This is a genomic window from Martinezella sp. CNPSo 3964 (genome assembly GCF_057784375.1).
This window is the reverse complement of record NZ_JBXSOW010000003.1, coordinates 317,894-331,604: the sequence shown is the minus strand read 5'-3', so window position 1 is coordinate 331,604 and position 13,711 is coordinate 317,894. Positions and strand designations below refer to the sequence as shown.

The window sequence follows — 13,711 nt, the reverse complement described above, 5'->3', positions numbered from 1 at the left end:
CGCCTTGATCATACTCACGGCACCCGAACGAAAACGCGTCATTTCCGGTGGGGCACTCAGCCTCGCCGGCATCGCGCTTTTCGTCGGGATCGCCGTGCTCGTCCTGCTCGCCGCCGGCATCGAATCCGGCGGCACCAATCCTCTGACCGATCCCTACCTGTTGCGCGTCCTGCGCTTCACGCTGCTGCAGGCAGTGCTCTCGACGTTGCTTTCCGTCGTGCTCGCCATTCCGGTCGCGCGCGCCTTGGCTCGTCAGCCTCGCTTTCCGGGCCGGTTGTGGCTGATCCGTCTGATGGCCGTGCCGATGGGTCTGCCCGTGCTGATCGGTGCATTAGGCTTGCTCGGCATATGGGGCAGGCAAGGACTGCTCAATCAGGCGCTTGCAGCACTCGGCCTATCACAGCCCGTCAGCATCTATGGCCTCACCGGCATCCTGCTGGCACATGTCTTCTTCAACATGCCGCTCTCCTGCCGACTGATGCTCGCGGGGCTGGAGCGCGTTCCCGCGGAATATTGGTTCGTGGCCGATGAGCTGGGCATGCGGCCCATCTCGGTCTTTCGCTTCATCGAATGGCCTATCCTGCGCGGCCTCATTCCGGGCATTGCCGGCCTGATCTTCATGCTCTGCGCGACCAGCTTCACGTTGGTCCTGATCCTCGGCGGCGGCCCGGCCGCGACGACGCTGGAAGTGGCGATCTATCAGGCGTTGCGCTTCGATTTCGATCCCGGCCGCGCCGTAATGCTGTCGCTGTTGCAAATCGTCATCACCCTCTTCGTCCTTGGCGCCATGATGCTGTTTCGCGCGCCGGACGATCACGGCCTCACCAGTGGTCGCACCCTGCGACGCATCGACGGGCAAAGAGTGGCCGCTCGATGGGTCGATACCATCATGCTGTTGGCAGCTACCCTCTTTCTCGGCCTGCCGCTCGCTTCGGTCGTCGTGACAGGCCTCGAGGCAAATCTTTTCAAGCTCGCCGGTCAGCCGATCTTCCTGCAGGCGGCCGCCACCAGCCTGGTCGTTGCGCTTGCCGCGGGCCTTCTAGCCGTACTGATATCTTTTGCCATCATTCGCGCCCGATCGGTCATATCGGCGGATCGCCGCAAGACCCTCGGCCTGCGCGGCCTGGCGGTTGCATTGAGCGCGAGCGCGTCGCTCATCCTGCTGGTGCCGCCGATCGTGCTGGCAACCGGCTGGTTCCTGGCCCTGAGGCCATTGGGCGATCCCAGCCGGTTTGCGGCCGGCCTCATCGTTATCATCAATGCACTGATGGCGCTGCCCTTCGTCATTCGCGTCATCGAACCGGCCTATGTGGTCCATCGCCTTCGTACCGAACGGCTGGCGGCAAGCCTCGGCCTTCACGGCATTGCCCGCCTTCGCCTGATTGATTGGCCGGGTTTGCGCAAACCGCTCTTCACCGCCCTCTCCTTCGCCATGGCTCTCTCGCTCGGCGATCTGGGCGCAGTGGCGCTCTTCGGCTCGGATAGCCTGATGACCCTGCCCTGGCTGGTCTACAGCAAGCTCGGCAGCTATCGCACCAATGATGCCGACGGATATGCCTTGATCCTCGGCCTGGTCTGCCTTCTCTTGACCATCGCCGGTACGGCAGGCCAGGGCGTACGTGATGACGAAAGCAGGCGAAATGGATGATAGCAGGGACATGAAGGAACAGGGCATTGCGATGGCCGGCGTCGAGCTGCGCCTCGGCACGCATGACTTCCGCTTCGACTGCACATTGCCGCAGGGCAAGATCATCGCCGTCGCCGGCCCTTCTGGATCGGGAAAATCGACCTTCCTCAATTTGCTAGCCGGCTTCGAACAGCCCGACCGCGGCCGCATTGTGCTTGCCGGAGAGGACGTGACCGGCCTGCACCCCGCCGAGCGGCCGGTGTCCCTCGTCTTCCAGGACAACAACCTCTTTACCCATCTCGATCTCTTCACCAATGTCGGCCTCGGCATCAGCCCGTCATTGAAACTTTCGAAAGAGGACCGGCAAAGGGTCTCGGAAGCCTTGGCGCGCGTCGGGTTGCCCGGTTTCGAGAAGCGCAAGCCGGGAACGCTCTCGGGCGGCGAACGGCAGCGCGCCGCCTTTGCCCGGGCGCTGGTGCGTGACAAGCCGATCCTGCTGCTGGACGAGCCTTTCGCCGCCCTCGATCCCGGCCTGCGCTCGGGCATGGTCGAGCTCCTGAAAATCCTGCATCGCGAGACCGGCAATACGGTGCTGATCGTCTCGCATGATCCGGCCGAGGTACGGCGCCTTGCCGACCATGCCACGTTCATCGATGGCGGCACGATCGAGCTCGCCGCTCCCATCGGGACCTTTCTGGAGACGGACGGCATCCCGGCATTGACCACATTTCTGCAACATTGATTGCGCCGCAGCTTCTTGTCGCCGGTTTTGCCTTAATTTCGTCGCGGCAAGCGGCTGAAAGTCCTAGGGAATGCTTGCTAAAATACAACGCCGCCACATTTAAACGGAGTCTCGCTATGCAACCGGTGCCAAAATCGGCTACAGCAAGGGGTGGAGACCGTCCGGGTAAATTCGGATCGATGGGGGTGGACGTAACCTTTGTCGGCGCGCGACGATGATCGGCCCGGTAACGATCAACCGGATTTGGCGCCGAGCCGGCATGACAGCGAAATGAGTAGGATACAGGTCCTGAAGCAGAGCAAGCGAGCAGAACGAAGGATCAGCGCGACCGTCGCAGCCCGTTTGCGCCGCTTTGTCCCCTTCCTTGCGGCCGCAATGATATTGAATGGCTGCCAGACGGTGCTGGACCAATCCTATCAGCCGAGCGTTTCCCCCTCCGCCAATCCGCAGATCGTTTCCGAGGTGCAGAAGAACGATCCGCGCGCGCAGATGGGCGCTCGCGAGCATCCGCGCATTCTTGCAAGCTATGGCGGCGAGTACAAGGATGCCAAGACCGAGCGGCTCGTTGCCCGCATCGCCGGCGCCTTGACCAGCGTGTCGGAAAATCCGCAGCAGTCCTACCGCATCACCATTCTCAATTCACCATCGATCAACGCTTTCGCGCTGCCGGGCGGCTATCTCTACGTCACACGCGGCCTCTTGGCGCTTGCCAACGACGCTTCCGAAGTTGCCGCCGTGCTGGCACATGAAATGGCGCACGTGACAGCCAATCACGGCATCGAGCGGCAGAAGCGCGAAGAAGCCGAGGTCATCGCCAGCCGTGTCGTTTCGGAAGTCCTGTCGAGCGACCTCGCCGGTAAGCAGGCGCTCGCGCGCGGCAAGCTGCGTCTGGCCGCCTTCTCCCGCCAGCAGGAGCTGCAGGCCGACGAGATCGGCATCCGCACGCTCGGCCAGGCTGGTTATGATCCTTATGCCGCCGCCCGATTCCTGAATGCGATGGAGGACTACAGCCGCTTCATGTCGGCCAACTCCGACGTGGACCAGAGCCTGGACTTCCTTTCAAGCCACCCAAGCACGCCGCAGCGCATCGATCTTGCCAAGGCGCATGCCCGTGAATTCGGCGAGGAAGGCAAGGTCGGCGACATCGGCCGCGATTATTACCTGAACGGCATCGACGGCCTGCTCTATGGCGACAGTCCCGAGGAGGGCTATGTGCGTGGCCAGACCTTCCTGCATGGCGGCCTCGGCATCCGCTTCGACGTGCCACCCGATTTCCGTATCGACAACAAGGTCGAAGCCGTCATGGCGACTGGCCCGGGCGATATCGCCATCCGCTTCGACGGCGTTGCCGATACCCAGAACCAGAATCTGACGAATTATATTTCCAGCGGCTGGGTCACGGGCCTCGATCCATCGTCGATCAAGTCGATCACCGTCAACGGCATGCCGGCCGCAACCGCGCGCGCCTCCGCCGATCGCTGGGATTTCGATGTGACTGTCATCCGCGACCGCACGCAGATCTTCCGCTTCCTGACGGCGGTGCCGAAGGGAAATATCACACAGCTCGATCAGACTGCCAATGTTCTGCTCGCGAGCTTCCGGCATATGACGCCGGAAGAGGCTGCCTCGCTGAAGCCGCTGCGCGTGCGCGTCGTCACCGTCAAGCCTGGCGACACCATCACCACGCTCGCCGCCCGCATGATGGGCACCGATCGCAAACTCGATCTGTTCAAACTGATCAATGCCCTGCCAACCGGGGCGACGATTGCGCCGGGCGACAGGGTCAAAATTATCTCGGAATAATGAGCGGCTCTTCTTCCATCCGGGAGAAGATCTAAAGCACGTCGCGCAAAAGTGCGCAGCGGTTTTGCGATAACGACATGCGCAAAATCAAAGACCTAAAGCGCGAGAAGCGAATCTGAAAGAGCGCGACGCGCTTTAGCTCAGGCGTAGCTCGCCATGCGCGGGTCGGCATCGACAAGCGCATTGCGGAGCTTGTCCATGGCCCGGCTTTCGATCTGCCGCACGCGTTCCTTGGAAATACCTAAATCGGCGCCGAGCTCTTCCAGCGTCGCTCCATCTTCGACAAGACGACGCGCCCGGATGATCTTCATTTCGCGCTCGTTGAGATGCTTCAGCGCCGATGCCAACCAGATGCGGCGACGTTCGCCATCGATCATGTCCGAGACCTGCTCGTCGGGAAGCGGCTCGTCACTGATCAGAAAATCAATACGCTCGGCGCTTTCGGAATCGCCTGCGATCGACGGTGCTTGCAGCGAGGTATCGCTGCTGGAAAGGCGCGCGTCCATCGTCTGCACATCGGCAAGGCTGACGCCGAGCGTGACGGCGATTTCCTCATGGATCGACTGCACGGTAACGCTGGAATTGCTGCGGGCAAGCTTGGCGCGCAAACGGCGCAGATTGAAGAACAGCGCCTTCTGAGCGGAACTCGTGCCGCCACGCACGATCGACCAATTGCGCAGGATATAGTCCTGGATCGAAGCGCGAATCCACCAGCTTGCATAGGTAGAGAAGCGAACCTCCCGTTCCGGTTCGAAGCGGGCAGCCGCTTCCAGCAAGCCGACATAACCTTCCTGCACCAGATCGCTCATCGGCAATCCGAAATTACGAAATTTCCCCGCCATGGAAATGACGAGGCGCATATGGGCGGTTGCGATCTGATTGCGGGCGCCGCGATCCTCGTGATCCTTCCAACGAATGGCGAGATTGTGTTCTTCGTCGCGATCGAGATAGGGAGCAGCCATCGCAACTTTGATCATGCGCCGATCTGCAGACATATTCGTCATATGCATCTCCTGGGTTCGGCCTCAAATCGTCTCTATGCCGCGGTTGACGAAAAGGGCAGCAAGCATCGTTTCCAAACATCGCTGTTCGGATGGAAATCAATGAATGAAATTGCGAATTGGAAATCGATATCCGGCGCGCCGGATGATCGATGACTAGTCTAGTTCGATCTCATCGAACGGGTCTGACGATTGAAGCATCTTCAGATCGCCGGGGAGCTTCGAGTGAAAACGCATAGGCCGGTCCTCGTGAATGTCTATAATACGGCCTGTATGGAACCCCCTCTCCGCAGGAGCACACCCACACCGACCGCCAACACGAGGTTTAAACGCGGCAGAACGGAAAAGGTTCCAAAGAAAAAACCCGGCACGAAGGCCGGGTTTTTTGCAGCAATATTGGCGCCTTGGCCTTATGCGGCTTCGTCCTGCGAGTCGTCGTCGTCGATGACCTTGCCGCGCTTCGGACCCTTGTTGAGATTGGTCTCGACAAGACGAACGGCTTCGGTTTCCGACATCTTGTTGACGGCGGCAATTTCGCGCGCCATGCGGTCGAGAGCAGCTTCGTAAAGCTGGCGTTCGGAATAGGACTGCTCCGGCTGGTTCTCGGCGCGATAAAGATCGCGAACGACCTCTGCGATCGAGATCAGATCGCCGGAATTGATCTTGGCATCGTATTCCTGCGCGCGGCGCGACCACATGGTGCGCTTCACGCGGGCCTTGCCCTGCACGACCTTCAATGCACGCTCAACGAAATCCGTCTCGGAAAGCTTGCGCATGCCGATGCTCATGGCCTTGGCCACCGGCACCTTCAGACGCATCTTGTCTTTCTCGAAGTCGATTACGAACAGCTCGAGCTTCATGCCTGCGACTTCTTGTTCTTCGATCGCAGTGATCGTGCCGACACCATGGGCCGGATAAACGATCGCTTCACCAGTCTTGAAGCCGTGGCGTGCTGCTGAAGGTTTTTTCTGCTGGGTCGTCATTCTTTTCAAAAACTCCCTGTTACGCGCCCCGTTGGGGCCGGGGTGCCGGGTCAGTCAGGCCCGGATGAGACGGACGTACCGTCGGGTCACTTCATCCTGGTCCAGCCAGACTTATGCAAACAGAAACCCATCCATCGCGATCCAGGACCCGACAACACAATACGTTGATATGTCAAGGAAACCGCGTACGGATTGGTGATTTGCTTTCGTGATGGTTTTGGGCACGCGAAATGCCGCAGTGGATCAGTGTGAGGAACCTATCACAAAAATCTGAGGAAATCAATAATTTGCTGCGCGCGCGCCAAAATGGCCACGTTGACCGACCAGCGGCCCAACGGCAATGATTCGCTTTCTGCGATATCGACTACACCTTTATCGACGGCCTGTCACGACCTTCGATCAGTCGCCCGCACCGGGATTGGTCGAGAAATATTTCTCGAATTTACCCTGTTCACCGTCCATTTCCTTGGCTTCCGGCATCGGATCGCGCTTGACCGTGATGTTCGGCCAGATCGCGGCATAGTCCGCATTGATCTTCAGCCATTTGTCGAGACCCGGCTCCGTATCGGGCTTGATCGCCTCGGCAGGACATTCCGGCTCGCAGACACCGCAATCGATGCATTCGTCGGGATGGATGACGAGGAAATTCTCGCCTTCGTAGAAGCAGTCAACGGGGCAGACTTCCACGCAGTCGGTATATTTGCAGCGGATGCAATTGTCGGTCACGACATATGTCATGAAGCACTCCAGGAATGTCTCTAGCTTTCCGCGGATGCGCAACCTGGAACGTCGCACCTTCCCACGGTGCCGAACGGGCGGACGAATGCGTCACGCGCAAACGCGCCGTCCGGCGGGTTACCGGCAGGTTGATCGTGAGGTATCGACTTTGTCAGTCAATTTCAAGGACAAACAATCTTGAAAACCGCCCGCGACAGGCAGAGTTTTCTAATCATCGTCCGAGGTTAGGCGATCGATTGCCCGGCGATCGCGTTTCGTCGGTCTGCCGCTACCCGGCGCCCGTAGTGCCTGCTCGAAGGGGGTGAGACGTTTTGTCTCATCCGGCGGTGGGGTCAGATCTTCGTAAAGCAGCCTGGCTTCTTCGAAAGGCCCCCTGCGATCGCCGGGTGCGCGCACGATCAGGACGACGTCCCGACGCTCCAGAGATAGCTCTATGCGGTCGCCAACCTTGACGCCGAAGCTCGGCTGCACGACCCGCTCGCCATTCACCCTGACACTGCCGTTCTGCACGTAGAGCTGCGCCAGCGACCGGGATTTCACCATGCGGGCAAAGAACAGCCACTTGTCGATGCGCTGGCGCGAACCGGTAAATGGCTGCTTCTCGTCCGTCATGGCCTATTTCTTCATCTGCTCCTTGAGGGCAGCGAGCTTGGCGAAAGGAGAATCCGGATCGATCGGCTTTTCCTTGCGCGGCGGCTTGGCCTCGAAGCGCAGCGGCTGCGACGCGCCGCGATTGTTGCGATCGTTCCGGTCGTTGCGTTCGCCACGGTCCTGACGATCACCGCGATTGCCCTGATGCTGCGGACGACCGCCTTCGCGGTTGCCGCGCGGACCCTTGTCGCCGCCGCGAGCCTCACGATTGTCGCGTCCGTCTCGGCGATCACGACCGCCTTCGCGATTGCCTTCACCGGCCGCCTGCTGTTCGCCACCGCCACCGCTACGACGATTGCCGTGGTGACCACGTCCCTCGCCCTGCTGGCCGCGACGATCGCCATGGCCACGGCCACCTTGACGCTGCTGATTGTCGCTGCGGCCACCCAGGCGCCAGAGCAGAACCGGCTTCGGTTCCGTCGGCTCTGCGGTAACTTCCGCAACGGCAACAGCTTCCACAGCCACAGCGGCCTCTGTCTCGACAGGTGCCTCGGCGGGAGCTGCCGTTTCCTGCGAAACGACTTCTACTTCCTTAGCCGGCTCTTCGCTCGCGGCATCGGCATCATCGTGATCTGCCTTTTCGGCAACGGCGTCCGCAGCCGGCGCCGCCGGTGCAGCCGCCGCATCCTGCTGCGCGAGGAAGGCTGTCGCCTCTTCGGCCTTTACCGAATCGGCGCGGTAACCGAGACCCTTGAGGATTTCCTCCATATCCTCGAGCGTTGCGCCGAGGATGGAGAGCATCGCGGTCGTCGTCGTGAAGCGGCGGCCGTCATAAGCGCCTTCGGGGCGCGACGCCTGGCCGGGCTTCCACTGCAGCAACGGACGAATGAGATCCGCCAGGCGCTCCAGAATGTCGATGCGCACCGCACGCTTGCCGAGGAACCGGAAGCCCGCAAGCTTGTAGAATGTGCGCTCATAGCCTGGATCGGTGACAACCGAGGTACGGCCGGCAGCCAGAACCGGAATCAGATCGCCATAGCCCGGCTTGTCCAGACCATCGTTCTTCAGCGCCCAGAGCAGCGTGATGAGTTCGGCCGGAGCCGGCTTCAGCAGTGCAGGCACGAAAATATGGTATGCGCCGAAACGAACGCCATAGCGGCGCATGGAAGCGCGACCGTCCTGATCCAGCGACTTCACTTCTTCCGTGACGTCGCGGCGGAACAGAACGCCGAGATTTTCCACGAGCTGGAAGGCCAGCCCCTTGGCAAGGCCCTGCAGATCCTCGGCACGCTGCAAATCGTCGAGCGGCTTCAGGATCGTGCTGATATGATGGTTCACGAAACGCTCGATGCGAGCGGCGACATGATCGCGCGCATTGCCCGTCAGCTGCTCGTCGGCAAGCAGGATGACGCGCGGACGCATGACGTGATCACTGCCCGACAGCCGCGCCACGGGGTCGCCCAGCCAGCGCACGAGACCATCGGCGCTGATGGCGAGATCGCCGTTGCCGGCCGCATGCAGACGTGCGGCACGTGCCTCGAATTCCAGCGCCAGCGCCTTCTGCGAGGCCGTCTGAACAGCCTTGGCATCCGGCCCTTCGGTCCCTGCGATAGGCGTGAACCGGAATCCGGTCAACTGTCCCACATGATGTCCCTCAACGAAGACATCTCCATTCACACTGATTTCAGCTTCCAGCATCGCATTCTCTCTCAGGCGCTTCATGAGCACAGATGTCCTGCGATCAACAAAGCGTTTCGTCAACCTCTCATGTAACGCGTCGGACAATCGATCTTCGATTTCCCGCGTCTTTTCTTGCCAGTGTGTCGGATCGGCAAGCCAGCCGGGCCGGTTCGACACATAGGTCCAAGTCCTTATCTGCGCGATTCGCGCCGAAAGCGTGTCGATCTCGCCATCCGTCCGATCGGCGCGATGCACCTGTTCGGCAAGGAAATCCTCTTTCACCGTGCCATAGCGCACGAGATCGGAAAAGAGGGCAGCAATGAGATCGGCGTGCTGGGCAGGCGTAATGCGCCGATAGTCGGGAAGCGCACAGGCCTCCCACAATTTCTCAACCCTGGCCGGGTTGCTGGCAAGATCGACTATCTCCAGATCGCGTGACAGATATTCCAACGCCTGCTGGTCTACCGCAGGCAGCGCCCGCGTCAAGCCCTGCACGCGAGGCGCGTCTTCCAAACTGCTGCGCAGTGCCGCGATCGAAGCAAAATTCAGTTCTTTGGTGCGCCATTGCAGCACCTTGACCATGTCGAATTCGTGTCCTTCGATCCGACGCACGAGTTCGTCGTCGAAAGGATCGACCTGCCCCGTCACGCCGAAGGTGCCGTCCTTGAGATGGCGACCGGCGCGACCGGCAATCTGGCCGAGCTCGGCCGGATTGAGGTTGCGGAACTGATAGCCGTCGAACTTGCGATCCTGGGCGAAGGCGACGTGATCGACATCGAGATTGAGACCCATGCCGATCGCATCGGTCGCAACCAGATATTCGACATCGCCAGCCTGATAGAGCGCCACCTGCGCATTGCGGGTGCGTGGGCTGAGCGCCCCGAGGACGACGGCGGCACCGCCGCGCTGGCGGCGTATGAGCTCCGCGATCGCATAGACCTCATCGGCAGAAAAGGCGACGATCGCCGTGCGCTGCGGCAGGCGGGTGATCTTCTTCTGTCCGGCATAAAAAAGATGCGACAGCCTTGGCCGTTCCAGGACGGTAATGCCAGGCAAAAGCTGCTCGAGGATAGGCCGCATGGTGCCCGCGCCGAGCAGCAGGGTTTCATCGCGCCCGCGCAGATGCAGGATACGGTCGGTGAAGATATGCCCACGCTCCAAGTCGCCAGCAAGCTGGACCTCGTCGATGGCGACGAAGGAGGCGCGCGTATCACGCGGCATGGCTTCGACGGTGCAGACCGAAAAGCGTGCATTCGGCGGCGAGATTTTCTCCTCGCCGGTGACGAGCGCGACGTTGTGCGCTCCGACCTTTTCGACCACGCGCGTATAGACCTCGCGCGCAAGCAGCCGCAGCGGCAGGCCGATCACGCCGCTGCCGTGCGCCACCATGCGCTCGATGGCATAATGGGTCTTGCCGGTATTGGTCGGTCCGAGCACCGCGGTCACGCCGCGTCCGCTCAGGATCATGGGCTGCGAAGTCTGAGTCATAGGTCCGTGCATGGGCGAGAAACCGCCGTCTTCCGATCAGCATGTTCCTCCTGGAGGAAACGAACAGATGACGACCATATGTGACAAAGGCAAGACCTGAATGAAAAAACAGATACGGCAACAATCGATTTCATATTTGATCGCTTCAACCATAAGATACATTTCCACTGCATCCCATGCGAGTCCCGGCGATTCCGGAACAGCTTGAGAACGAATCGGAGACGAATCGCTGACTCCGATGAGTTCTTTATTTGTTCACGACTACATATGGATTTCAATGAAAAGATTCCCACCAAATGCTGAATCTTGTTTACGCAGCTTTTCCATGGAAAAAGGAGTCAAGCGGAGAATCCCCGGCCAGCGAAATTTCACGTCAAATCACGGTTAATTATTTGTAAATAGCGGCATTTCTCGTCAATCCGCTGGGAATATTAACAAATAGGTCAAAGCCGGAACGAATCGGAGACGAATCGCGGATTCCAAGCGATTCCGCTTTTGTTCTCCACAACATCTAGCGTCTCCCCAGCAAGGACATGCAGGACTCTGAATGGTTGAGACCCGAATCCGGGCCGAATCTGCGATTGCGATTAACCTTTTAGCGAGCCCAGCTATAATGAATCAACAAATGCATGCAAAAGGTGTAATCGTTAACACAGCGACCAAAGCCGGAACGAATCGGTGACGAATGGCGGATAAGGGCAGGTGTCATATTTGTTCACGGCTACCTGTTGCATTTCGCCGGAACAACATCGCGAAGTAGCGCTGCCACGCATAGACGAGCCGTCAGCAAGCCTGCCGCAAATTAACCAATCGGTTGATGGAAGCACCACCTCTGCGATCCGCCTGCTGCTTCGCTTTGCCCTTCCCCCACCGATGGCGGCGCGCCTTGGGAAGGCTCGCCGTTAACCTAAGTCCAAAGAGAGAACGAATCGCCGACGAATCACAGACGTCGGGCCTTTCTCGTTTCGTTCACCGCAACCTATTGTATTTTAATCATATTTTAACCATAAAAACAGATCTCGCGTCGATCCCGTAACCGCTATACGACGTGTTCACGTTAACGTTTCAATGACCATCCGGGCCGCTGTGTGTCCGCATTTTTATTTCTTAGCCGGAACAATTATCGAGCACGCAAGTTTCTATGAACAGAATTGAGGAACTCAGCCCATTCACTGGAAACAGATTTGAGCTCGAGCCGCTGGAAGGATAACGCCAGATCGAACAGCGATATTGGCGGGATATTCAAGCGATGGACATGGAGGAGACATAACATGCTTGGTACGGTATTGCTTGTCATACTGATTCTGCTGCTGATTGGCGCACTACCCAGCTGGGGTTACAGCCGGGCGTGGGGGTATGGCCCATCGGGCGGTCTCGGGCTTGTTCTCGTCATTGTCCTCATTCTGTTATTGATGGGGCGGATCTGATCCACAGGTTACTATCCAAACCTCGCAACACCAGGGAGCTAACACCATGAAGAAGATCATCGTCGCGATCGCCCTCGTCGGCGCATTGGCGTCGTGCACATCAACGGAAAAGGGCACGGCCATCGGCGCCGGTACCGGCGCGCTCATCGGCGGCGTTGCCACGCATAGCTGGGGTGGCGCCGCTGTCGGCGCAGTCGCTGGCGGCGTGGTCGGCAACCTCATCGGACGCTCGGAAGATCGCCGCGGCTATTGCATCTATCGCGACCGCTATGGTCGCCGTTACGAGGCTCGTTGCCGCTAAGGTGGGCATCGCCTGACCGATCGTTCTTGACGGCCGGTCAGGACCATCTGTTGGAACAAATTCAGGGAACGACGGTTCCCCCAAGGAAATCTTCTTCCCGCGCCATTAATCGCGGGAAGGTAGCAGTGTTTTGAGAAAGGAACGGCATCATGGCCGCAATCATCGCAAGCATTGCAGCACTCGCGCTCATCGGCACAACTTTCTACGCGCTCGCAAGCGCGGCAAGAGCACGAGGCAAGGAGAAGCGGCAGATAGCCCTTGAAGCCGTTATCCTGGAATTCAAGCCACGGCAGCGACAGCAGGCAAATTCAAACCGGGGATAGTTGCCGGGCAAAACATGCGGCACAAAAGTGTACAGCGGTTTTGCGGCAAGGAAATGCGCAAAACCAACGATTTAGAACATGAGAAGCGAAGCTGAAAGATCGCAACGTGCTTCGGGCCGCTAACTTCATCCATCCCATAAACGAGATGGAGCGGCTCAGCCTCCGGTGAAGGCTTGAACCGCTCCATCTCATTGCCTTTACGCCGCTCCGGGCGAGAAACTGCCCTGCGCTTTTCCTGAAATCACTTAGACGAAGAACTGGCCGCCATTGGCTGTTATCGTCGATCCCGTGATGAAACCGGCATCATCGCTGGCAAGGAAGACCGCGATGCGGGCGATTTCCTCTGGCTCTCCGAGACGTCCCACGGGAATCTGCGGGATGATACGCTCGTTCAGCACTTTTTCCGGCACCGCCAGCACCATCTCCGTACCGATATAGCCAGGGCAAATCGCGTTGACGGTGATGTTCTTGGCAGCGCCTTCCTGCGCCAGCGCCTTGGTGAAGCCGAGATCGCCGGCCTTGGCGGCAGAATAGTTCGCCTGCCCCATCTGTCCCTTCTGACCATTGATCGAGGAGATGTTGATGACGCGGCCGAAGCTGCGGTCGCGCATGCCCTGCCAGACCTGATGCGTCATGTTGAACAGGCCGGTCAAATTGGTGTTGATGACCTCGTGCCACTGCTGCGGGGTCATCTTGTGGAACATGGCGTCGCGGGTGATCCCGGCATTGTTGACCAGAATTTCGACATGGCCGAGATCATGCTCGATCTTGGCGATGCCCTTGCCGCAGGCCTCGTAGTCAGTGACATCCCACTTGTGAACGGAGATGCCGGTCACATCGTGGAAAGCCCGGGCCTTCTCGTCATTGCCGGCATAGGTTGCCGCCACCTTATAGCCTGCATTGTGCAGCGCCATCGAAATAGCGGCGCCGATGCCGCGCGTACCCCCGGTTACCAATGCCACTCTGCTCATGTGCCACTCCCCTTTGTTGCTGCGGAGACTGGACAC

General features: G+C 59.4%; 12 protein-coding genes. 6 read left to right on the top strand and 6 right to left on the bottom strand.

Going from position 1 to position 13,711, the window contains the following annotated elements:
- The first annotated feature begins 7 nt into the window (after window positions 1-7).
- The 3 genes from thiP to AC13Q5_RS12030 all read left to right on the top strand — a co-directional run bounded on the left by thiP (window position 8) and on the right by AC13Q5_RS12030 (window position 4,172).
- The gene (gene thiP, locus AC13Q5_RS12040) at window positions 8-1,648 is read left to right on the top strand and encodes a thiamine/thiamine pyrophosphate ABC transporter permease ThiP (protein ID WP_488502016.1); all 1,641 of its coding nucleotides are present in this window, start codon (window positions 8-10) and stop codon (window positions 1,646-1,648) included.
- On the top strand, window positions 1,641-2,369 hold the full coding sequence (locus tag AC13Q5_RS12035) for a thiamine ABC transporter ATP-binding protein (RefSeq protein WP_488501804.1): 729 nt from the start codon (window positions 1,641-1,643) through the stop codon (window positions 2,367-2,369). The genes thiP and AC13Q5_RS12035 overlap by 8 nt, the downstream gene beginning before the upstream one ends.
- Before the next feature lie 375 nt (window positions 2,370-2,744).
- Window positions 2,745-4,172, top strand: a complete 1,428-nt coding sequence (locus tag AC13Q5_RS12030; protein ID WP_488502015.1) for a M48 family metalloprotease — start codon at window positions 2,745-2,747, stop codon at window positions 4,170-4,172.
- Window positions 4,173-4,312: 140 nt separating this feature from the next.
- On the opposite strand, the gene AC13Q5_RS12025 is transcribed toward AC13Q5_RS12030, so the two are convergent.
- The 5 genes from AC13Q5_RS12025 to AC13Q5_RS12005 form a co-directional block, all read right to left on the bottom strand.
- Window positions 4,313-5,176 carry an RNA polymerase factor sigma-32 gene (locus AC13Q5_RS12025; protein ID WP_075853483.1) on the bottom strand — a complete coding sequence of 288 codons (864 nt, stop codon included), beginning with the start codon at window positions 5,174-5,176 and terminating at the stop codon, window positions 4,313-4,315.
- A gap of 407 nt (window positions 5,177-5,583) precedes the next feature.
- Entirely contained in the window at window positions 5,584-6,156 is a 573-nt protein-coding gene (locus AC13Q5_RS12020) for a CarD family transcriptional regulator (protein WP_075853482.1), read from the bottom strand.
- Between the two features lie 399 nt (window positions 6,157-6,555).
- Window positions 6,556-6,894 carry a ferredoxin FdxA gene (gene fdxA / locus AC13Q5_RS12015; protein WP_075853481.1) on the bottom strand — a complete coding sequence of 113 codons (339 nt, stop codon included), beginning with the start codon at window positions 6,892-6,894 and terminating at the stop codon, window positions 6,556-6,558.
- A gap of 207 nt (window positions 6,895-7,101) precedes the next feature.
- Window positions 7,102-7,506: an RNA-binding S4 domain-containing protein gene (locus AC13Q5_RS12010; RefSeq protein ID WP_488501803.1), complete on the bottom strand. Its 405-nt coding sequence runs from the start codon at window positions 7,504-7,506 to the stop codon at window positions 7,102-7,104.
- Between the two features lie 3 nt (window positions 7,507-7,509).
- Window positions 7,510-10,653, bottom strand: a complete 3,144-nt coding sequence (locus AC13Q5_RS12005) for a helicase-related protein (RefSeq protein WP_143525438.1) — start codon at window positions 10,651-10,653, stop codon at window positions 7,510-7,512.
- 1,271 nt (window positions 10,654-11,924) lie between these two features.
- Between AC13Q5_RS12005 and AC13Q5_RS12000 the strand changes: the two genes are divergently transcribed.
- The 3 genes from AC13Q5_RS12000 to AC13Q5_RS11990 all read left to right on the top strand — a co-directional run bounded on the left by AC13Q5_RS12000 (window position 11,925) and on the right by AC13Q5_RS11990 (window position 12,704).
- Complete coding sequence (locus AC13Q5_RS12000; RefSeq protein ID WP_075853478.1) at window positions 11,925-12,080, top strand: DUF3309 family protein; 156 nt, start codon at window positions 11,925-11,927, stop codon at window positions 12,078-12,080.
- 46 nt (window positions 12,081-12,126) lie between these two features.
- Window positions 12,127-12,381, top strand: a complete 255-nt coding sequence (locus tag AC13Q5_RS11995) for a YMGG-like glycine zipper-containing protein (protein WP_034481118.1) — start codon at window positions 12,127-12,129, stop codon at window positions 12,379-12,381.
- 149 nt (window positions 12,382-12,530) lie between these two features.
- Entirely contained in the window at window positions 12,531-12,704 is a 174-nt protein-coding gene (locus AC13Q5_RS11990; RefSeq protein ID WP_167459829.1) for a hypothetical protein, read from the top strand.
- Between the two features lie 245 nt (window positions 12,705-12,949).
- Here AC13Q5_RS11990 and phbB read toward each other — a convergent pair whose 3' ends face one another.
- On the bottom strand, window positions 12,950-13,675 hold the full coding sequence (gene phbB / locus AC13Q5_RS11985; protein WP_457878317.1) for an acetoacetyl-CoA reductase: 726 nt from the start codon (window positions 13,673-13,675) through the stop codon (window positions 12,950-12,952).
- Window positions 13,676-13,711 lie beyond the last annotated feature (36 nt).